The 21922-nt window shown below is 42.7% G+C and carries 21 protein-coding genes; 5 read left to right on the top strand and 16 right to left on the bottom strand.

The features are described 5' to 3' along the window. Window positions 1-234: 234 nt before the first annotated feature. From J1C91_RS11435 to J1C91_RS11495, 13 genes are all read right to left on the bottom strand, one after another. Entirely contained in the window at window positions 235-1848 is a 1614-nt protein-coding gene (locus J1C91_RS11435; RefSeq protein ID WP_125348697.1) for a hypothetical protein, read from the bottom strand. Beyond that, window positions 1832-2413 carry a PilN domain-containing protein gene (locus J1C91_RS11440; RefSeq protein WP_125439366.1) on the bottom strand — a complete coding sequence of 194 codons (582 nt, stop codon included), beginning with the start codon at window positions 2411-2413 and terminating at the stop codon, window positions 1832-1834. The genes J1C91_RS11435 and J1C91_RS11440 overlap by 17 nt, the downstream gene beginning before the upstream one ends. Next, on the bottom strand, window positions 2413-3825 hold the full coding sequence (gene pilM, locus J1C91_RS11445; protein ID WP_125348701.1) for a pilus assembly protein PilM: 1413 nt from the start codon (window positions 3823-3825) through the stop codon (window positions 2413-2415). Before pilM ends, J1C91_RS11440 begins: the two co-directional genes overlap by 1 nt. 38 nt (window positions 3826-3863) lie before the next feature. Beyond that, the gene (locus J1C91_RS11450) at window positions 3864-5348 is read right to left on the bottom strand and encodes a type II secretion system protein (protein ID WP_111676821.1); all 1485 of its coding nucleotides are present in this window, start codon (window positions 5346-5348) and stop codon (window positions 3864-3866) included. Between the two features lie 12 nt (window positions 5349-5360). After that, window positions 5361-6773, bottom strand: a complete 1413-nt coding sequence (locus J1C91_RS11455; protein WP_125439368.1) for a VWA domain-containing protein — start codon at window positions 6771-6773, stop codon at window positions 5361-5363. A gap of 13 nt (window positions 6774-6786) precedes the next feature. Further along, entirely contained in the window at window positions 6787-7275 is a 489-nt protein-coding gene (locus tag J1C91_RS11460) for a hypothetical protein (protein ID WP_125439370.1), read from the bottom strand. A gap of 132 nt (window positions 7276-7407) precedes the next feature. Beyond that, window positions 7408-7896: a prepilin-type N-terminal cleavage/methylation domain-containing protein gene (locus J1C91_RS11465; protein ID WP_427151638.1), complete on the bottom strand. Its 489-nt coding sequence runs from the start codon at window positions 7894-7896 to the stop codon at window positions 7408-7410. Between the two features lie 72 nt (window positions 7897-7968). Next, complete coding sequence (locus tag J1C91_RS11470; protein WP_125439476.1) at window positions 7969-8427, bottom strand: type II secretion system protein; 459 nt, start codon at window positions 8425-8427, stop codon at window positions 7969-7971. Window positions 8428-8526: 99 nt separating this feature from the next. Continuing rightward, window positions 8527-9015, bottom strand: coding sequence for a prepilin-type N-terminal cleavage/methylation domain-containing protein (locus J1C91_RS11475; protein WP_427151638.1), 489 nt, complete (start codon window positions 9013-9015; stop codon window positions 8527-8529). Window positions 9016-9184: 169 nt separating this feature from the next. After that, window positions 9185-10411 carry a type II secretion system F family protein gene (locus J1C91_RS11480; RefSeq protein WP_002894191.1) on the bottom strand — a complete coding sequence of 409 codons (1227 nt, stop codon included), beginning with the start codon at window positions 10409-10411 and terminating at the stop codon, window positions 9185-9187. Window positions 10412-10414: 3 nt separating this feature from the next. Further along, window positions 10415-11479 (bottom strand): type IV pilus twitching motility protein PilT, encoded by a 1065-nt coding sequence (locus tag J1C91_RS11485; RefSeq protein WP_002899359.1) that lies wholly within the window; start codon window positions 11477-11479, stop codon window positions 10415-10417. Between the two features lies 1 nt (window position 11480). Further along, on the bottom strand, window positions 11481-13163 hold the full coding sequence (locus J1C91_RS11490; RefSeq protein ID WP_125439375.1) for a GspE/PulE family protein: 1683 nt from the start codon (window positions 13161-13163) through the stop codon (window positions 11481-11483). 1124 nt (window positions 13164-14287) lie between these two features. Next, window positions 14288-15181, bottom strand: coding sequence for a cation diffusion facilitator family transporter (locus J1C91_RS11495; RefSeq protein ID WP_125439377.1), 894 nt, complete (start codon window positions 15179-15181; stop codon window positions 14288-14290). Between the two features lie 169 nt (window positions 15182-15350). Between J1C91_RS11495 and J1C91_RS11500 the strand changes: the two genes are divergently transcribed. Both J1C91_RS11500 and J1C91_RS11505 read left to right on the top strand, forming a co-directional pair. Beyond that, window positions 15351-15872 carry a TetR/AcrR family transcriptional regulator gene (locus J1C91_RS11500; protein ID WP_002907562.1) on the top strand — a complete coding sequence of 174 codons (522 nt, stop codon included), beginning with the start codon at window positions 15351-15353 and terminating at the stop codon, window positions 15870-15872. Between the two features lie 38 nt (window positions 15873-15910). Beyond that, entirely contained in the window at window positions 15911-17077 is a 1167-nt protein-coding gene (locus tag J1C91_RS11505; RefSeq protein ID WP_002908305.1) for a CynX/NimT family MFS transporter, read from the top strand. A gap of 26 nt (window positions 17078-17103) precedes the next feature. Here J1C91_RS11505 and J1C91_RS11510 read toward each other — a convergent pair whose 3' ends face one another. Beyond that, window positions 17104-18366, bottom strand: a complete 1263-nt coding sequence (locus J1C91_RS11510) for a S41 family peptidase (RefSeq protein ID WP_125439379.1) — start codon at window positions 18364-18366, stop codon at window positions 17104-17106. Between the two features lie 3 nt (window positions 18367-18369). Continuing rightward, window positions 18370-18951, bottom strand: a complete 582-nt coding sequence (locus J1C91_RS11515; protein ID WP_185761352.1) for a DNA-3-methyladenine glycosylase — start codon at window positions 18949-18951, stop codon at window positions 18370-18372. Window positions 18952-19231: 280 nt separating this feature from the next. Here J1C91_RS11515 and J1C91_RS11520 point away from each other — a divergent pair, with 280 nt between their 5' ends. The 3 genes from J1C91_RS11520 to J1C91_RS11530 all read left to right on the top strand — a co-directional run bounded on the left by J1C91_RS11520 (window position 19232) and on the right by J1C91_RS11530 (window position 21393). Beyond that, window positions 19232-19627: a hypothetical protein gene (locus J1C91_RS11520; RefSeq protein WP_002907568.1), complete on the top strand. Its 396-nt coding sequence runs from the start codon at window positions 19232-19234 to the stop codon at window positions 19625-19627. 162 nt (window positions 19628-19789) lie between these two features. Continuing rightward, window positions 19790-20536: a DeoR/GlpR family DNA-binding transcription regulator gene (locus J1C91_RS11525; RefSeq protein WP_125439383.1), complete on the top strand. Its 747-nt coding sequence runs from the start codon at window positions 19790-19792 to the stop codon at window positions 20534-20536. A gap of 32 nt (window positions 20537-20568) precedes the next feature. Then, window positions 20569-21393 carry a Cof-type HAD-IIB family hydrolase gene (locus tag J1C91_RS11530; RefSeq protein ID WP_125439385.1) on the top strand — a complete coding sequence of 275 codons (825 nt, stop codon included), beginning with the start codon at window positions 20569-20571 and terminating at the stop codon, window positions 21391-21393. A gap of 30 nt (window positions 21394-21423) precedes the next feature. Here J1C91_RS11530 and J1C91_RS11535 read toward each other — a convergent pair whose 3' ends face one another. Then, window positions 21424-21909 (bottom strand): N-acetyltransferase, encoded by a 486-nt coding sequence (locus J1C91_RS11535; RefSeq protein WP_125439387.1) that lies wholly within the window; start codon window positions 21907-21909, stop codon window positions 21424-21426. Window positions 21910-21922 lie beyond the last annotated feature (13 nt).

A 21922-nucleotide genomic window follows, 5' to 3' on the forward strand; every position in this document is an offset into this window, starting at 1 on the left:
AAACCAGTCTTGATTTTGTTTTTCCATAAACTCCATTAAAACCCAAAATAGACTCGGGCGTCTATTCTGAGTTTGCTTGTATTATACTTCAAATATCTCTATGTTTTAGTTTACTATAAATGCACCGTGAATACTAGTCTAATAACTTGGTTTTTAGCATTTTTTTAAGAAAAAATTTAGTCATGCTCTTGAAATTTTAAACCATAGACTTATTTGGTATTTTTTCAAAGTGTTTTAGCTAACTACCAAGTTATTCACAGATAGGTTGTCCAGCTTCATAGTCGTTTCAGGGCTTTCTTCGCTCGGAGTTTCAAAGTAGTAACCCACAATAGTCATTGGATAGCTGAATCCTGGAATGTTTTCAGGATCGAAGCTAACTTCGCGCCAGCCAGTCCAGCTGTTGGGACGAATGACGTGAAGATAAATCTTCTGACCACTGGCATTTTTGACAATCAAGCCAATCTTACCAGCCCATTGATTAGACAGAGATAGAGAGAAGCTTATAGAATCAGGCTTATTGTTCAAGGATACATACGGTGCTGCAAATTCCATTTCATACATGGTAGAAGACTTGGTTGCTGGAATCTTAACCACGTTTGAACCTGAACCCTCAAGGAAGTCCGTGTTATCAACCGTCACATCATACTGATTGCTACTACCTGACTGAGTCAACTTAAGAGGTGACTCGAAGCGATAGATTGTTGATGAATTGTAATAAGCTGACAAACCATTGTTCTGACTGGACAGATTGCTGAGTTGCTCCAGATAAGATGGAGCTAGATTGCTGAGTTGCTCCAGATAAGACGAAGCTAGATTTGTATTGTTTTTAGCAGTCGCACTGCTAGTTGTATTGGTTGTTGCGGCCCCCAAGGTGCTATTGTTCCCACTCGCATCCGTGCCGTTACTAGACGATACCACTTTCATGAAGGGTTTCTGCCAAGCTGGAGCAGCAAACGGGGACTCCCAGTTAGCAAACTGAATCGGGGTCTTATCGACATTGCTCTCTGGAGTCACATAGCGCTCAACATCTTTTACTTGATAGAAGCGCAGTTTGATTTTACCGGTAGCTAGCTCTGGATTCCTATTCTCCTCGATAGAAGACCAACTTGTCTTTTCACCTAGTTCTAGCTCGCTGGAAACGATTTTTTGTTGATTTCCATCGATTAATTCTAAGAGTTTTAAAACTTGCGTATAAGTTCCTTCGAATTCAATGTCCGCTGTCATCTGAGTAATATTGGAATTGTTGTACTTACCGTTTCCTGGAGTCGCTGTACTAGCCGCAGTTGTCGTTGCAGTATTGGCATCTGATGAAGAGCTGCTGCTAGATGAGGACGATGTACCAGACGAGCTAGAGGTCGTACTGGATGACGATGATGTTCCACTGGAACTTGAGCTGCCAGTCGTATCAGAAGAGTTGGAGTTTTGACCATTAGATGAGGTCGCAGCTAATCCCTCCTGCTGGAGTTCCAACTCTTTGCTTTCAGTATAGTTGACAGACTTGAATTTAATGCCGCTTTCTCTGACCAATTTGTCAATCAAGAAAATGAACTCCCCTTGATTGGTTGTACCATAGTATTTTTTAGCTTGATCCAGAGTCTTGGCATTCAGAGTTTTGAGCTGCTTGGTAAGAGACTTCTTTTGACTAATCTTGGCATTCTTGCCATCCAGCTCTGTCATAATTGTTGCGTGTTCTTCATTCAGCTGAGCCATCCGAGTATATGAATTTGATACTAGATATCCCCCACCAGCAAGTACCGCTACTCCTCCGACACAGGCCAACAATTTCTTGTCACGCTCATTCAAATTACTCAGGAGTTTTTTCTTTTCTTTCTCATTTTTGTTCTTCATTGAAATCTACATCCTTCGTCAAAATTTTAATGTTAAACTCATAAATTGAATTATTATCTTTTTCCTCGCGAGTAATCTTATCCACAAAAATATGGTTAAATTTCTCAGACTTACGAAGCTCTTCTTCAAACTTAGCGATGGAAAGTTGCTCTTTGGCAGAGCCATTGATTTCTACACTGTCGTTATTAATCTTGATATCGTCAAAGACCAAGTCCCGTGTCACATTTTTATTGAGGAAGTCCATAAAGGCTTTGTTTACTCGGTGCAGGCGGCGGAAGTCGCCTTCCAAGCTGCCAAAGAGAAGTTCGTCATTCTTGACCGTTACAATCTTGTCTTCTGTCTCCGAGATAGCTTTCAGCTCTTGAGCCATCTCTGGACTCTTAAGTGTCTGCTCCGCTCGGTCAATCTCGCCCTGGAGGTGCATAGCGCTAAACTGGAAGAAGCCAATCAGCACAATCATAATCGCTGCAATCCCAGCAAAAGCGGAAATAGCAGCAAGTTTCAGTGGACTGGTTTTAGCCGGTGCCACATGATATTTTGAAAAGTAGTTTAAATCTCTCCGCATTAGTTTGCTCTCCTAATCAACATGGCTGTAGCCGGAATGAACTCCGCATTAAACTCGGCAGAACCTTCCCACAGTACATTCTCATAATCTACGTTATCAATCGAGATGAATTCCCGATTCATGTTCTGCTTCAAAATAGATGCCAACTGCCAGCAGATATCCTGGTCACCAAAGACGTAGAAACTATCAATGTTGAGACCAGTCGATCCACTAAAGAAGTTTTCAGTATTGAGAATGTGGTTCTTAGCATCAGCCACCCACTCATCCAAGGCCCTCTTCAAGAGACCTGTGTCCAGATCATCTGAAGCAACTGCTGGAAGCTTCTGCAAAAGACTAGCATCGTCTGCATAGCTCAGGATGTCCTTGTAACCACGGTTGAGATAGTTACTGGTCACAAACTTGCCTTCTGAGTAGAGATAAACACCGATGAAGCTCTTGCTCAGATGTACCATGCCGACATTTTCCTTGGTCAGCTTCTTGGCACGATTGTTAACCGCCTGAACGCGTTCCAGCCATTTTTCAAAGGTATTAGACTGAAGGTCAAAGACATAGGGTGTCAGCTTCAGATTATTAGCCAAGCCCAAGTATTGCTCTACCACACCTTTTGGCACAGCATAGACCATGAGTGAGCGAGTATCTTCATCAAGCGGAAAGGCTGAATTAGACTCTTGCTCTTGGAACTGGATTACATAAGAAGTCGGATCAATATCCAGATATTGCTGAAGCTCGTAAGATACCAAGCCCTCAATATCCTCATCATTCTGCACACTAGCTGCCACATCAACCGAACGGGCAATGATATTGGTATTGCCCAGAGCAAAGAAAGCATACTTAGCAGTGATCGCATGCTGCTCCATCAGGTCGCTGATAATATTTTTGAGAGTAATCGGGTCGATAATCTCACTATTCAATACAACACCTTCTGGCAGATTGGCAGAAGCCATCTTGATAATCTCCAACTCATTGCGCTTCTGTCTAGCAACAACCAGATAGACTGATTCGTCAGTGAAGTCAATGGCCATCAGATTGCCCTTGATTGGCTTACCAAACATAGTGTAAGGTGCATGCATTCTAGTGACCGGTTGGCTCGCCGCACCACTGCCTTTCTTAGCAAAGAGCGAACGATTACCAGACTTAGCAGGCATATCATCACTGCCACTATTCTTAGAAAAGAGCGGCTTGTTGAGCTTGGTTAAGAAGCTCCCTTTTGCCGTTGACTTTTCCTCATCGTCAAAGTCTTCTTGACGATCTGACTTAATCTGAACCCCTTGAATAGATAAGTGTTCTTTATGTTTCCCTTTTGATGAGAAGAGCGGTTTATTTAATTTTCCTAAAAATGAGCCTTTTTTCTCATTATCTTCTTCGTCCAGAGCTCTTCTGCGCCCCTTGGACGAAAACATATTTTTTGCCATAATCTCCTAATCTCCCTTATTTTTCTAAAACTTTTTCTTTATTCACTTGCCTTGTATTTCTCACTAAAATATTTAGCAAGTTTTTGTATATCACCGTCGTTTAACGCTGTTTTATAAATCGCGAACTCATTTATATAGGTGTTTCCACCAAATACAATTTGACCTGTTTCAACATTATGACGAACACCATTTTGATTCAAAAATAGTTGCTGTGTATGACTCAATGCTCCGTTGACAAAAATTTCAAGTGTTAGAATATCATTTTTAGTAGAACTACGAACCTGAATAGAATTATCTTTTGTAAAATCTAGTTTAGCATTTGCATACTGCTGACCACCATTATTAGCTGCAGTATTATCTACTGTTTTTATTGCAATTTTACCGCTATCTTCCAAGTTAATTGCCCAACTTAAAGTATTATCCAACTTATAAGTTAACAACGAGCCTATTTGCGTTCTATTCCCAATTAAGATTGATGTCGTATTTGAGTTCCCATTTCTAAAATCTCGTTTTTCAAAAGTCAACGAATACTTATCGCGAGGTGCTATAAACTGTCTTGATTGACGAATCACATCTTCATAATAATTAAGAACAGGCACATTAGAAATCTTAAGTGAATCCAAAGACTTATCATGAGCATAGTCACGTACGTCCGTATTGGTGTAAATTTGAGCATCACTCGGTAGCATTGAAAATGTGCTATTTTTTTTCAGAAGCGCTAAATCGGCGTCCGTATGTATATCTAAATTATTTGTTACAGGCAGTCCCATAACCCAAATACGCTCAGCTTCTTGGTAGTTACCGACACGACCGTAGGAGTTAATAACCCGTGCCGCAAAGGTTAGATAGCGTCCTCGCATGTTATCAGTAATGTAAACTCCATTTCCTTTCTTAGAAAGTTGTCGAAAGTCAGTAGGCATTTCAGGAAGAACGGTCGCGGAACCGATTGTATCACCAACTTGACCAATTGTCCCAACTGGTACAATGCCAGGAAGACCATTCCCAATGCTACGATCACTAAGAAACCATCCAGACTCTGTATAAATCCTCGCTTTGCTTCCTTGCTGACTATCAGCAAGTCCAACGGAGCCAGGTTTAGTAGTTTCCCCAATATAATAAAATCTTTTAGAATCTGGAACTTTTACATCTAAATCTTCTGGAATTTGAAGAACACTCTCTTTTGCATTTGCTGCAAAAAGATGTATATTTTTAGTTTGGTTATTTTTATTATAAGAAAGAGTCTGACCTGTCACTTTTATATTCTGCAAAGAGCCATTTCCAATCCGGTAGGAGAAAGTTTCCACCTCTGTCCCCTTGCCGCTATTCTTCTTAATTTCTGACAAGCGAGTTTCAAAGTCCTGTTGGATATCAAAGTTGATAGTATTTTGCTTGCGTTGCCCCAGAATATTGTGATAACTGCCGGCAAAGAATGTCAAAAGTCCCGCAGCAATGACACCTATTAGAATAAGAGAAATTAATACTTCAACTAACGTTATACCCTTACGTTTCTGTAATCTTTTCATCTCTTCTCCTTTCTATGGACCAGAAACAAACCAAAGATCTTGCTGAATCTGTTTTTTAATATCTGAAAAAGTCTTTTTTAACTCTTCAGCATCAGTAGCCGACACATATTGCGCGTCCACAACACCTTCGCGAATAGCTTCTGTTAGAGCTTCACCATATGCAACCTCTTGCTTTACTCCAGAAAACCCTATAAGATTAACTCGCCTTATGTCTTTGCCAAACTTTTTAGATACTTCCCCAGCGTAGCCGATTGTCTTAGCTCGAAAAGCACTGTCAGAGGAGTCTTGATCATAAGCTAGTCTAGAAAATTGTTCACTGTACTTAGCACCGTCTAAATAACCAACTTGGAAATTATCCACTTTCGTGGACAAATTATATATTGGATTTTGGTAATCTACTATATCTCCTCCTCGAATCCATACTTTATTTCCAGGATAATTAGCACTAGGGTCTACTATATAAGCATTGGGGATACCATCTGTCAGTAAAACGACATACTTAAGTTGGACATGCTGTTGCTGCAAACTAACCATTCCATAACGGAGACCATCACCAGGGTTAGTAACTCCTCGGGTCGGTAAACTGTTAATACTTTTCTCTATTTGTTCTGTTCCTTTATCTAGTTGAGAAAAATCTTTTTGAACATAAAAACCATAATGTGAAAAACCTGATAAGTTAACACTAACATTGCCTATTTCTTTCAGTTCTTTCACCATTTCGATTGCTTTCTCTCGCAAAATGCTAATTCGTCGATCCTTTACTACATTCGTTTTTCTACCTTTCATATCTCTTTCCATCGAGCCAGAACTATCAAAAACAAAAGAAATAGCAACATTCACCTGTCCTTCAATCGGATCGTTTCTATAAGCCAGAGCGATGCCCTTTTTCCCTTTACCGACTTTTGAAAAGACCTGCTTACTGTTGAGGGCTGACATGGCTGTATCTATCGAAAACTTATTATTAGAATCTGGATATTTCCCAGTCAGATTGTAATTAATTAGACGGTTATCTTGATAGGCACCGTCAGTTTTAAATTCTAAGTCCAGCTTCATACCATAAAGAGATTTTGTTCCTAATTTAATAACATTCCAATCTTGTTTCTTCTTATCCCAAACATAGTTAAGAACCATTTTTCCATCAGCCGAAAGACCGATATAGCTCCACTCCTTAGTCAAGCCTTCCCCGCTCCCTTTGTACTTGCTATCATCCAAGATAAAGACTGAGGTTGCCTTGCCAATAGTACGGTCAACATACTGCATAGAAGTTCGCATTTCTGCTTGAATATTTGCTTCACGCTCAATGAGCTCTCGACCAGAAAACATAGTATTAAATATAACTCCGATGATGAGCGCTATCATACTCATGAGCATAATAGCCATAATCATCTCGACTAGGGTAAACCCTTTTTTTATTTGTTTCATCATTCCTACCTATTTTTTATTTCTTAGTCGAAATCAAGTGACCTTCTTCTGAACGGATACCACTGCTTGCCCAATTAAATTTAACGATATGTTCATAATAGTCGTCACTATTAGGGAGTTTAGACCTTGACTTAATCGTAATGTAGTAATTTTCTGGCCCACTAGTAGCACCTACAAAAGCTCCTGTCATCTCGATCTCTGCCTCACTACCATCTTTAAACTTGTGCTTTGATTTAATAGGTCCTGCTGAGTTCGGGTTCCCCTCTGCTCTCTTCCTAAATTCAGCTTTCAAAGGAGAAACTTCTTCATTCTCAAAATAAGCTCCTAAAGCCAACTGTGTACCAGAAGTCGCTGTGTACTTAGCTTTGAGATAGTTATACATGCGCTGAGTCTGCGTTTGTCCAGTATCGACAATGGAAGCTAGAATCCCAATCATAGCTACCAGCAGCACAATGGTTACAATGACCATAGGCAAGGTTGATCCCTGTCTTTTTTTGCCTTTCATTATAGTATTCTCCTAATACTTCTACTTTTGATATTGCCAAAATAGTTGTCACAGTCTGACAACTACTTTGGTAATATCCGACTGCTAAAGCAGTCGGAGTAGAGAAATCTCTATATTTAGATGATTTGATGATTATGGATTAGCTCCACCAGCATTATTATTTGCTGCTGCAGTGTTAACACCTTTAGATGTCCAATCATACTTCCATTCTTTCTGACCTGCGTCACCAGCTTTTTTACCAGAAGGAATAAAAGTAGAAATCAATTCTGTACCTTCGATTTTATGCGCTGAAGCAGTACCATTTTTAGCTAAAGCTTCTGTGAGACTAGATGAACCTTTGGCATTTTTAGAAATGTATGGCGCCAGTTTTTCAAGGGTAATATCTTTAACGTCTGATGGATCATCTTGTGCTCCGATATAAGACTGGATAGCTGATACCAATTCACGGTGTTCGGATTGGATACGTGAACGACGGGCGTTATCTTGGAAGGAAGTGATAGCTGGGATAGCTACAGCTGCAATGATAGCGATAATGATGATGACCACGATCAACTCAACCAAGGTGAAACCTTTACCTTTTTTCTTCAAGTCCTGACGGAATTTTTGCAATTTGTTTAACATTAAAATAATCTCCTATTTTCTTTTTATCTTTATTTTTCGCTGAATACCAGCTTAATTTTAAATTTAATTGGGCTAGTTGGTATTTGAACCACTATATCTCCAATCGTAAAGCCAAGTTTTGTCCTTGGTTTTATCAGTTCCCGCTCCTGAAGGATGGAAGGTCGAAACCAAGGTTGTCCCATCAATTTTATGTGCTGGCTCCTTATCATTCTTAGCAAGGGAATCCATAATCTTAGTTGAATCTCCCTTGGAATTTTTAGAAATGTATGGTGCCAATTGCTCCATTGTAATTGACTTTACAGTTTCTGGATCATCCTGCGATCCGATATAAGACTGAATAGCAGTTGCCAACTCACGGTGTTCGGACTGGATACGACTCTTACGAGCGTTATCTTGGAAGGAAGTGAGGGCTGGAACCGCTACAGCTGTGATGATGGCAATAATGATAATGACCACGATCAACTCAACCAAGGTAAAACCTTTGCTTTTTTTCTTCAAATTATGACGAAATTTTTGCAATTTGTTTCGCACTAACTTCTCCTAATTCTTTTTCACAAGGGCTGCTGAGCAGCCTTTTAATATCTCTCAAATGTAGGGTTTTAATTCATCATTTTATAGATGATTTGATGATTATGGATTAGCTCCACCAGCATTATTATTTGCTGCTGCAGTGTTAACACCTTTAGATGTCCAATCATACTTCCATTCTTTCTGACCTGCGTCACCAGCTTTTTTACCAGAAGGAATAAAAGTAGAAATCAATTCTGTACCTTCGATTTTATGCGCTGAAGCAGTACCATTTTTAGCTAAAGCTTCTGTGAGACTAGATGAACCTTTGGCATTTTTAGAAATGTATGGCGCCAGTTTTTCAAGGGTAATATCTTTAACGTCTGATGGATCATCTTGTGCTCCGATATAAGACTGGATAGCTGATACCAATTCACGGTGTTCGGATTGGATACGTGAACGACGGGCGTTATCTTGGAAGGAAGTGATAGCTGGGATAGCTACAGCTGCAATGATAGCGATAATGATAATTACCACGATTAACTCAACCAAGGTAAAACCTTTACCTTTTTTCTTCAAGTCCTGACGGAACTTTTGCAATTTGTTTAACATTTTGAATAGATCTCCTATTTTTTCACAATTTTTACTATTTTCGCCCACAGGGGCATTTGTTTTGTTCCTAGCTGGGAGACCCTACAAACTCCCAGTATCAGAACGATTTCCTAACTTTTTGTGCAGAGCAGTTGCCCTGCTACCTCCTAAACTTTTCTGAAGCGCCTTCCTATTGGTCAACTCCAGATCCTGCATCCACAGCGTGAGCAAGCTCAAACATTGGCAACATGACAGAGGCTACGATACCACCGATGATAACCCCCATGACGATGATCATGGCTGGCTCCAAGAGTGAGAGTAACTGCTTGATCGCTGTTTCAAGCTCTTCTTCATAATAATCTGATGTCTTGACCAGCATGGACTCCAGAGACCCGGACTCCTCACCGATCTTGACCATCGAGAGCATCATCGGCGGGAAGAGACCGGTTGAGGTAATCATCCCTGTCAGACGTTCCCCTTTTTGCAGACCTTCATTAGCGATCTTCATCTTTTCAATGACGACAGCGTTGTTGGTCGTTGCAGCAGCAGACTCAATGGCCTCAACCAGAGGGATACCCGCACTGGTCAGGATAGCCAAGGTGCTGGCAAAGCGAGCAGTGACAATCTTCTGCATTGGCCCCTTGATGACCGGCAGATTAAGCTTGAGCCGATCCAGTTGGTAGCGACCTGCCTCTGTGCTGCGATAGCGCAGGAAGAGGAAGACCAGAATCCCTGTCACACCGAAGAGGATGTACCATGAAGAGCGGACAAAGTTACTAGCTGCTAGTACGATACGCGTTGGCAGTGGCATGGCCATCCCACTCTGCTCAAAGATTCCTGAGAAGCTTGGGATAACGACATAGAGCAGGGCCAAGACTGCAGCCACAGCCAGAAAGGCTAGGACTGCGGGATAGATCATTGCTCCCTGAATCTGGCGGCTGGTCTTGAGCTCTTTAGTATAGTGCTCAGACATCTTTTCCAGCACCTCGTCCAGCTTACCAGTCTTTTCACCGGCCTGCACCATACGGATCAGGAGATCGGGAAACATCCCTTCCTGATCCAGCATAGCCTTGGACAGCTGACTACCTTCTTTTAGGCTTTTGCTGACGATTTTAAGACTAGACTTGAGATTCTTTGAAGTAGCCTGTTGCTCTAGGATATCCACTGCATTATTGAGGGGAATCCCTGACTCCAGCATAACTGACATCTGCTTACAGAAGAGCGATATGTCCTTGAGCTTGATCTTCTTGCTTTGGAAAAGAACAATCTCCTTAGAGCCCATGACCTTTTCTTCGACACTGATTGGCTTACCTTTGAGACGGATCCGATTGACGGCGTCCGTCCGGTTAGGAGCATCCACCTCTAGTGTAACGACCCCTTGCCGAGTGTCTAAGTATTTACAAACATATACTGTCATGCTCTAGTACCCCACTATTCCTAGGGATTTTTCAACTTGAGCGCGGTCCACTGAGTAGGACAGCAGCGTTCTTTGGTCGATGACATTGCGACGGTAGAGTCCCATGAGCGAAGTGTCCATGGTAATCATGCCTAGCTGAGCCCCTGTTTGGATTGGGGTCAGCAGCTGGTGGGTCTTCCCTTCGCGAATGAGGTTGCGAATAGCGGGTGTTCCCAGCATGATTTCAAAGGCAGCCACACGACCCTTTCCGGTCGCTGTACGCATAAGCTGCTGCGATACAACCCCTTCCATAACGGCGGAGAGCTGTACACGGATCTGCTCTTGCTGCTCGGCTGGAAATACGTCGATAATCCGGTCCATGGTGTTTACAGCACCGACCGTGTGGAGAGTTGACAGGACTAAGTGACCTGTTTCCGCCGCACGCAGAGCGATTTCAATCGTTTCCTTATCCCGCATCTCACCGACTAGGATGACATCAGGGTCCTGACGAAGGGCACCGCGGAGAGCATTGCCGAAGCTCTGCGTATCCGCTCCCAGCTCACGCTGGTTGACCAAGCACTTATTATGCGTGTGCATGTACTCGATCGGATCTTCAATCGTGATGATGTGCTCGTCCCGCAAGCTGTTCATGTAGTTGATCATGGTTGCCAGGGTCGTTGACTTTCCGCTTCCTGTTGGCCCGGTAACCAATATCAGACCCCGACGTTTCTCAGCCAGCTTTTTGATAACTGGTGGCAATCCCAGAGATTCCATAGATGGAATATCCTTGGGAATGACCCGCAAGGCAATCCCGCAGTTGTTTTTCTGCTTAAAGATATTGACCCGCAAGCGATAGCCATTGTCGACCTCGTAGGCACAGTCCACTTCACCGACTTCTAAAAGATGAGCAATCTGCTTCTCATTTAAAATATGCTTGGTGAAGCGAACCGTGTCTTCGTTGGTCAAAATTGTATTGTTGAGTTGTGTTAACCTCCCGTGCAGACGCATGGTTGGCTCAGCGCCAACCGTGAAGTGGATATCTGATGCACCCGCTTCAATCGCCTGCTTAATTAACTCATCCAAATTCATCCTAAACTTCCCCTTCTAGACTAAAGGCAATCTTCATTGCTTCTTCAATCGTTGTAGTCCCCTGTTTTGCGATATCAATGGCCTCCTCCGCCAAGTCTCGCATACCATTTTTCTTAGCTTCTGCTCGAAGCTGTGCTGTTGTTCCACCATCATTAATTAGTGATTTAATCTCCCTTGTCACTGCCATGATTTCGTGGATAGCTATACGTCCATAGTATCCCGTACCGCTACAGTAGTTGCAGCCGCGTCCGCGATACAAGGTGTCTCCCTTGTGAATACCGATACCTGTATGTTCATTTGTTTCTACAGTATATTCAGTCTTACACTTAGGACAGATGCGCTTAATCAAGCGCTGTGCGATAATACCGACAGTCGCCGTTGAGACCAGATAAGGCTTGATACCCATATCGACCAAACGGTTGACTGTACTAGCTGTGTCATTGGTGTGGATAGTCGAGAGAACGACGTGACCAGTGATAGCGGCCCGAACCGCGATACTAGCTGTCTCTTCGTCCCGAATTTCCCCCAAGAGAACGATGTCCGGGTCCTGACGCAGGATACTTCTCAAACCACTCGCGAAGGTCAGTCCAGCTTTATTATTTACCTGAACTTGGTTGACTCCTTCCAATCGGTACTCAACCGGATCTTCAACAGTGATGATATTTTTTCCTACATCATTGAGCTCACGGAGCGCTGTGTAGAGAGTGGTTGTCTTTCCGCTTCCTGTCGGACCAGTCAGCAAGATGATGCCTTCTGGCGCCTTAAGAATATCTTCAAAGAGCTTCTGATTGGTTGGCGAGAATCCCAGCTCCTCTTTACTGAGGAGAGTTGCATTCCGGCTCAAAATCCGAATAACGATTTTTTCACCGAATACAGTAGGCAAGACTGAAACCCGCATGTCGACTTCTTTGCCGTCGATGGTTGTTTCAATCCGTCCATCCTGAGGAATCCGCCGCTCGGCGATGTCCAGACCACTCATAATCTTAATCCGTGTCGCAATGGCTGAGTGAGCATTGGCTTTCAACTGCATGTTTTCCACCAAGGTTCCGTCAACCCGGAAACGTACACGAACAACTTTTTCAAAGGGCTCAATATGGATATCGCTGGTCCGCGTCTTGATTGCCTGACTGATAATCGAGTCAATCAAACGTACAACCGGAGCGTTTTTGATTTCGAGATCTTCTTCAATGATCTCTTCATCCACATTAAAACCTTCGATTTCGGTCGCTGCCTGTTGGGCTTCTTCTCCTTTGGAATAGTATTGATCGATATACTTCTCAATATCATCCCGAAAAGTTACATAAGGTTCTACCGCCATCTTAGAGACGATTTTAACGTCATCTAGGGCGATATAATTGCTTGGGTCTGCCATTGCAACTATTAATTTCGGTTCTTCATCCGCTTCTCCATCGGTGAAGGCAATCGGAATCAATCCATGACGTTTAGCAACTTTTTCTGAAACCTTCTCGACAGCTTCCTTTTCTATCACAAACTGTGATAGATTGACATGAGGTACACGATAATAGTAACTCATGACTTTCAGCATATCTTCTTCTGTCACATAGCCCTTGCTGATTAGATATCTCTCTAACTGCATGTTTGATTGTGGCATATCTTGAAGAATTTCTTCTTTTTGAGCTGCCGTTATCAGATTGAATTGAACCAATATAGCGATTAGTGCCATTTGTTTCTCCTGTCTGTGATTTTTTTGTAAAAATCCTTCAATTCTTTCTATGCGTTAATAGATAACAGCTTTCTTAAAAAAATCTCCCTCGCTTAAAGCTTCCTTTAAGGTTTCTTTAAGCTTTTTAAGTTAGGCTAGTACATGGAAAATTTACCAATAGAACCAAACTTAATGTTTTAAGTTAGATGCTTTGAGCAGTATCTCCATTTGATAAACCTAGCAAACAGTCCTTAAAACAATCCTAGGATTGATAAGGGGCGTTTTAGATTTGTCAAAAGGGGCGCAAAAAAGCAGATGCCAAAAACATTTGTTCTTGCGTTCTTAAATACTATACAAAGCAAGTTCTCTTGCAAAATTTCTCATGCTTTTAGATGCAGGTTAAACCGTGTGTGTGTGAAGTTGGTTTAACCCGAATCATCAAGCAGCCATTGCCATAAGATAAGAATTCTTATCTTATGGTTTTTCTTTTTACCGATATGCATATTGTGGTAGGAAATGCTAGGAACAAAAGCTTTATTTGCTTTAAAAAACATTTACCTATCCCAGTATATGACATAATTGACATCTTGTCAACAGGTTTGCCTCGAAAAAAATGATTGCATTTAAAAAAATGTTTAATTTTGATAAAAGCTTGTTATATCAACGTTTCTAACGTTTTTTAAATAGCTTTTTTTCTTTCAAAGTTTAAAAAACAGCAAAATTTTTGAGGGAATTTCTCCCCTTTACTGCTTCTTTTTCAACCTTCAGATGGACAGTGTGACAGCATCTGTCTTCTTCTAATCGGTATTCGATATGCTTAGGAAAGGCGCTTCAGGACAAGGCTTAGCAAGCTTTGCCTGTTTCTTCCTACTCAATAGTATATGCTAAAGAAAATGCATTGTCAATACATTTGCATTTTCTAAGAGGTAAAACCGCCCTAAAAATGCACAGAGTGTTTAGCTTGTCTATTTTTTATAGAAAAACTACAAAATCAAAAAGCTAGAATTTTCAGACAGGGAAATAGAGGAATTAAATAAGAAGAAAATCGTAAAAATAAAACCAGTTAAGTGATGAAAATTAGACTGCAAAACGAAAAAACAGCCCGAAATATCGGACTGCAGAGATATAATTTACAGTAGTAATATTTAAGTATGAGGTTTTAAATCACCCTCTCCACCTATACACCACTCTTCATGCTCTTCCAAGCTACTATCCGTCTGGATAGTGATTTTGGTAATACCGTAAGCTTGCAGTTCTTGACGCAGGGTGGCTTGGGTCTCGGCCAGAAGCTCTGGATTTTCAAGACAGATATGGATCATGGCAAATTTTTCCAAACCGTCTGTGGTCCAGACATTGAGCTGGGTAATAGTCTGAACGTTTTCAACCGCCAGAATTTCCTGATAAAGCTGGCTCAAATCAATATCGCTAGGGATATGATCCAGAAAAATCTTGATGTTTTCCCAGAACTTAGGCAGAGCCTTGCTGAGGATGAAGCCTGCAATGAGCAGGGAAAGCAGCGGATCAAGAAAATACCAGTCGGTAAAGCGCAAAACGATAGAGACCAGAATAACAGCCACCCAGCCCAGAATATCCTCTAAAAAATGGAGACTGAGAATAGACTCATTATGACTGTGTCCATGGCTATGTCCATGACCGACCACCTTGCTGGCTGCTAGATTGACTATAATGGCGAAAATACCCAGCACTAGCATGCCGTCATAATTGACCTTTTCAGGCGCAAAAACCTTGGGTACATTTTCGATAATCACCAAGGTCGAGCCGACTAACAGAATGACAGAAGTCAGCAGGGCTCCCAAAAGGCTGTAGCGCTTGTAGCCCAGAGTGTATTTCTTGTCTTCTTTTTTATTAGAAATTTTTTCAAAAAGGGTAGAGAGTCCGATGGCCATCGCGTCTCCTGTGTCATGCACAGCATCGGCTAGTACAGCGCTGGAATTGAACATAAAGCCAAAGATAAACTCAAGAATGGCAAAGGAAAAGTTTAACAGAAAGGCAATGGTCATATTTTTACTAGATTTCACGGCAGCCTCCTTTCAGTTTAGCAAAATTTATAGTATAATGTAATCAAAACGGAACACCTTGTTCAGTTTTCTTCATCTTTATTATCCCTTATTCTCAGAAAGGAAACAAGAAGCAATTGAGGGGCTTTGTCCGTTACTGAACAATCCTGCTCTTTTGTTCCGAAACGCTATGGACAGACGAGTCAAGAAATCACGCGCAGCTATTTACCAAGCTTTTATCAGCCTGCTGCATCAAAAAAGCTATGAAAGCATCACCGTGCAAGAAATCATCGACCTGGCAGACGTTGGCCGGTCGACTTTTTATGCCCATTTCGATACCAAGGAAGCCTTGCTGGAGGAGGTTTGCCAAGACCTCTTTCAGCATACCTTTCTTGAACGCGACGACGGCAAGGATCTCTTTGAAGCAACCACCCACATTTTCAAGCATTTCCAAAAGAATCAGGACAAGATTGCAACCTTGCTGCTTTCGAAAAATATCTATTTCACCAATCGCTTAAAGATTGAGCTGGAAAACTATCTCTTTCCGATGATTCAGGAACAGCTCCTGCGAAAAAAATCTCAGCTACCAGAGCCCTTTCTGAGAAATTACGTGACTTCTACCTTTGTGGAGACGGTCAGCTGGTGGCTCCAGCAGAAGAAAACATTGCCAGAAACAATTATCAGCCAGTATTTTCTGGATTTGATGGACTGATTTTATTTTGATATTTATATAGGAGGAAACTTTACTTTATGAAAAAGCAACATTCGAAATTTTTACTTCCAGGCATTCTGATGGTGGGGGTTGTCCTACGGGCGCCTTTTGCAGTGCTGCCCGTTGTTCTGGGCGATATTGCCAAGGGGCTGCAAGTTCCCGTCAACTCTCTGGGACTGCTGACTAGCCTGCCCTTGATCATGTTTGCCCTCTGCTCAGCCTTTTCCCCACGCCTGGCTCAAAAGGTCGGTCTGGAAAAGCTCTTTACCATAGCCATGATTGTGCTGACTCTGGGCTCTTTTATTCGTATCTTTAACCTGCCTCTACTCTACGCAGGTACAATCATGCTAGGGGCTGCCATCGCTGTCTTAAATGTGCTCCTGCCCAATGTCATTCAGGCTAATCAGCCAGAGAAAATTGGATTTCTAACCACGCTTTATATCACTTCTATGGGACTAGCTATCTCAATCATGTCTCCCTTGGCTGCACCTATTGTCCGCTTAGCTGGCTGGAAAGGCTTGATTCTCGTCCTGACCCTCATCTGCTTACTGGCCTGCTTAATCTGGCTGCCCAACAGCCGGCACAATCACAAACTGACTAGTAAAAATCGCGAGCAGCAAATGGGCTCCCTGCTAAAAAATCCTAGAGTATGGGCTCTGATTATTTTTGGTGGCCTGCAATCTTTACTCTTTTATACAGCTATCACTTGGCTGCCGACTCTTGGACAATTGGCTGGACTTTCTGATGATGCTACTGGATTCTTAGCCTCTATCTTTTCAATTATCAGCCTTCCTTTGGCTATGACGATACCTAGTCTGACAACGCGTCTATCCGCTAAAAAACGCTTGGGGATGATAGCTCTCTTTTCTGCAACTGGTATGGTTGGTCTGGGCATGCTGCTGGTCAAGACAGATTCCTTTGTCTACTGGCTCATCCTCAATCTGCTAATCGGTATGTCCGTCAGCGCCCTCTTCCCCTACCTCATGGTCACTTTCTCGCTCAAAACCAGTACTCCTGAGCAAACCGCTCAGCTATCTGGCTTAGCCCAGACTGGTGGTTATATTCTGGCCGCCTTTGGACCTAGCCTCTTTGGATACAGCTTTGATTTATTCCATTCCTGGACTCCAGCCATCCTCATTCTCATTGGCTTGGCTGCCATTGTGACACTAACACTCTTTTACATTGAGAAGTTTGACAAGATCTAATATAGACGAAAAAACGCTTAGAAATCCTAAGCGTTTTTGCAATAGTTGAGGCACTCTTCCAGGTCCACATCCCGTTCTAAGTGCTCTGGTGTCCAAGGAATCAAGATATCTGGTTCAACTCCCTTGTCATTCATGCCCTTTCCTTGATCAATCCTAATGTCACGTGAAGTGGGAAACAGGAGCTCATAGTCACCAAAATCCTTCACACAGCAATTGGAATAATCTAAAATTCCCATAGTCGGACGCCCTAGGACCGTAACCTTGGGCATCTTTTTCATAGTATCAACAAAATTATCACCTGAAGACCCACAGGTAACATCTGCTAGCACAAAGACTTTTTCAGGTCGAGCTAGGCCTAGGACATCTGGCAGAAAGTTTTGATTGCTGTCTTCATCGCCATAGAGGACATAACCTTTCCCCCGATTTTCTTCTAGCTCTTTTAGAAATTCTTTGAGAATCTGGTGAGTTTCTGCTGACAAGTTTGGATCTTCTAGGATATTTTGCATCAGTTGCTGGCGCAAATCAACATTTCTATCAGTGTAGAGAATCTCCATCCCATCATCGCTCGGCAAATCTAAGTCACTGAAAGCCTTCCCCTGAGGGAGAGTATATTTGAAAAGTGGATAATAAAGCGAGTCCGTCCCGCCATAATTGACTCGAACATCAATGATTAAATACTTGGCCTGCTCAATTGCTGCCTGACTGTCTGCATATAGCTGACTGATAGCAGCCTCATCCGTAAAATCTTCTAACTTGAGATAAACGATGTCCTCAGAAAGATTGCGCCATTCAAACTGCGGTGACTTATTTGGGTGAGCGGTTGGCTGAACATGCAGTTGCTCTTCCTTGCCATTGCGGACTACTGTAACTTCTCCGGCATGCTCCACAAAATAAGCCCACTCCTTGTGCTGTCGCTCTGGTGTGGAACTGACAAAATAATCCTTGTGCTCTTGATAAACCTGAGGCAAGGCTTTCCCATCCAAGGCTAGAATCTGGTCTCCACGTTTCAGCCCCGTGTCACTATTTGCCTGCAGGACGTAGAGGCAGTCTTGGTAATATCTCAGTTTAAAGCCGGGCGTTTGCGTTTCCTTAAGTCCAAACCAAACATGAGACAAAATTCCAAAACTGGCTATATAACAATGCATCTGGTAAAGAAAGTCCTCTTGGCTCATCTGGTCTGTGATACGCGCTCGATATTCTTCGGGATTTGCACCCAGAATGTCTTTCTTTGTAGAGGAATCCTCTCGCATAATTTCTACGACTTGCTCAAAAATCTCTGTTTTCTTCATCTTTTACTCCTTCTTCCAAGTGTCCTCATCATCCAGCAGGCCTCGCTTGGGCACTTTTGAGACATGACGATTGCCGGCCACATAAAAGCCTAAGGGCTCCTCCCGCCAGGCATCTGTGCAGGTCACGCCAATCCGCGAACGGCTGGCAATCTGATTGGGAGTCAGATCATGGGCTAATTGCAGACTGGAAGTCGCTAAACTCTGTCCATCAAAGCGCTTATCAATCCCAGCATACTTGGTTAACTTGCCGGGGCCGTTAGCTAAAAGTCGGCCATCCGGCAGCTCCAAGGCTCGAATCAGTACGGCTTCAGCAACATTTTCAGCCTTGGTCACCAGATTCAGCATCTGATAACCATAAATCTGATAAACATACCAGTGACCTGCTGGCAGATACATGGATTCATTCTTAGGGGAGCGGCGCCCTCTAGCTGAATGACAGGCACTATCCTGACCTCCTAGATAGGCTTCTGTTTCGACAATTCGGCCTAGCTTCTGGCCATTTAGAATCAATTGCATACCTAGCAAAGCTCGCGCTGCTGCAACTGTGTCTGTCTCGATTAGTTTCTGAAAATCTCTTGATAACATAGGTTGATTATAGCATGATTTCTCCATTTACAGAGGAAAAGAAATGTTGCAAAAATGTTATTTTTCTCCTTCACATAGACTCATTATTTATTACAAAAAGATTACGATGCAAACAGCCAAAAAATCGTGGAAAAGCTTATAAAATCTATGCATTATCTATTTATCGTACATATATTTTGTAACATTTTTATTAACAGAGTATGTTATTTATGTATCAATCCAGTTTTTCATTGCTTCAAATGAAATATTTGTTTAATATTATACTAGAAGGAGGGGTAAGATGAAAAAATTATCTAAAATTTCTTTATTTTTATTACCACTAATTGCACTTTTCTTTTTAGCAGCTTGCGGAAATTCTGCAGATAAGAAGACTGAAGAAAGCTCAAGTTCCAGCTCAAGCGTATCTTCTTCATCTAAAGCTAAGACAAGCTCTAGCAGCACATCTGAAGAAAGCGGCAGTGCCAAAGTCAACGTAAACGGCGGTGATACTAGCGTTAATGTAAATGGCGATGACGAAAGCGGCGATGCTTCTGTTGAAACTAACGGAGACGGTAGTGCTAATGTACAAACTGACAACGCTGGTGTTAGCGTAAATGAAGATGGCGTTCATGTCCAAGGCGGCGGCGTTGATGTTAAGGTCGGCAGCGATGGATCTGTCAATATTCAAACACCTTAATTGAAAAATATATTTCGATTATTATAATTCATGAAAACCGAGATTTGCTCGGTTTTTTGATTTTCTCCTGCGCATTTCAAAAAACTTGTAAAACATTAAAAAGACTTGTAAAAACTTATTTGCTATGTTATACTCTATTTAGAAAAGTAAGGAGGGACAAGTATGTACCAAGAACAACGCTTAGCTGAAATCTTAGAGCTCTTGGCTGAGAAAAAACAGCTGTCAGCCAAGGATATGATTGAGCATTTTCAGGTTTCTAAAGATACTATTCGGCGAGATTTTTCGATTTTGAGCGAGCGTAGACTTGTGCAGCGCACCCACGGAGGCATTATCCCGCTGGATACTAGCCGGCAAATCCCGTCCTTTAACGACCGTATCAACCAACTAAGTCAAGAAAAAAAGGCTATTGCTCAGAAGGCCCACGACTTTCTCAAGCCGGGGCAAATAGCTTTCTTTGATGTCTCAACCATCGTTCTCCATCTGGCTCAGCGCATCAAGGAGCCTATGACAATCTACTCCCATTCTCTGGATAATGCAATCATGCTGAGCAGTCAGGACAAAGTAGACTTTCACCTCTTAGGTGGGAAATTTTATCCCAAAAACCGATTCTACTACGCGCTCAATGAAGCAGAGCTGCTGGAGCAGATTTCCTTTGACATTGCCTTTATAGGGGCAGCTAGTGTCTCTGATGGTCTGGTCAGCTTTGAAGACGAGGCTGATGCTCACCTGAAAAAACTAGCTTTGAAACACGCCAAGGTTAAGATTCTGCTGGCTGAGCAAGACAAATGGCAGAAAGAGTCTAAGTACATCCTGGGTCCTGTCAGCAACTTTGACTACTGGATTACGGACCAAGAGCCCAGCCCAGAAGTTCAAGAACTGATTGGAGACAAGGTTAAAATAATTTATTAAATCGATCTTTTAGACACAAAGGAGGAAGAGCTATGACACAACCGATTCGTCTGATTATCAGCGATATTGACGGCACCATTTTGGACGACCAGCATCAAGTAGATTCCGAACTCAAGGATATCATTCCCCTACTAAACCGAGAAAAAATCCCTTTCGTTCTCGCTTCTGCCCGCTCTCCTCTAGGCATGGAGCCTATTGCCCGTGAGCTGGGGCTAGGAAATAATCCGCTGGCCTGCTACAATGGCGCTCTGGTCATCAAGGGCGACCCGCAAGCTTACGAGACCATTATTGAGCACCCTCTGGACAAGAAAGAAATCCGCACTTTTCTGGAATTTGTCAAGGCTGAATTTCCTAGTGTGTCCATCAATCTCTATTCTGGTAAGGATTGGATCGCTGACCGTCTGGATAAGTGGGTGCAGATAGAGGCTGAGATTACAGGTGAGCAGCCGATAATTCAGAATGTGTTAATGCCGGTGCTGGATGTTCTAATGCCTGCTCACAAGTTACTCCTGATTGATCAAGCGCCTGTCATCCAGAAACTTCACGACTACCTGCAGACCTTAGACTTTCCCAAGACAGCCTTCTATCTTTCTAAGGACAACTACATGGAAGTCACGGCCAAGCATGTCTCCAAGGAGCAAGCCTTGTACGAAATTGCCCAGCACTACCAAGTGCCCCTAGAGCAGGTCATGACAATCGGAGACAACTTCAATGACCTTCCTATGCTCCGCCTGGCTGGACTTGGAGTCGCTATGGGCAATGCCCCCGAAGCAGTCAAAACCGAGGCAAAAGCCGTCACCAAAAGTAACAATGAGCACGGGGTCGCAGAAGCTATAGAAAAGTATGTTTTGATATAACCTAAAAAATCTGCCCTTGAGCAGATTTTTTTATTGATGATAGTCATAAGCTAGGCGAGGACTACCGTTAGCTACATAAATAATGCCGCACTCCCTAAAGCCATAGTTCAGCACAGCTACCTGCATAGGCTGATTGTCCGCATGGGTATCGATTCGCAAGTAGGGAATCTGCTGGCAGCAAAAATCAAAGACCTGACGGGATAGGCACCTAACTTGGCCATTTGAGGCGATGCGGTGAATGGTACCGTAAGGCTCTGCAAAATGCCAGGCTCCCTTTTCGATGACCTGATAGGTCGGGTCTTCTCCAATGATAAAGGCAAAAGTGCCGACCAGCTGCTCTTCTTCCTCGACAACAAAGGAATGGCCAGCCGCAATGTCATCCTCAATCAAGCTCGCGCTGGGATAGCCTCCATCCCACTGAGTCGGATTGCCTTGGTCTTTCATGAACTGACGAGCCACATCATAAATCGCCATAATGGCTGGGATATCTTCTATTTGGGACAAACGAATCTTCATCTTTCCTCCTTTA

Source organism: Streptococcus sanguinis (assembly GCF_050222175.1).
Taxonomy (GTDB): Bacteria; Bacillota; Bacilli; order Lactobacillales; family Streptococcaceae; genus Streptococcus; species Streptococcus sanguinis_M.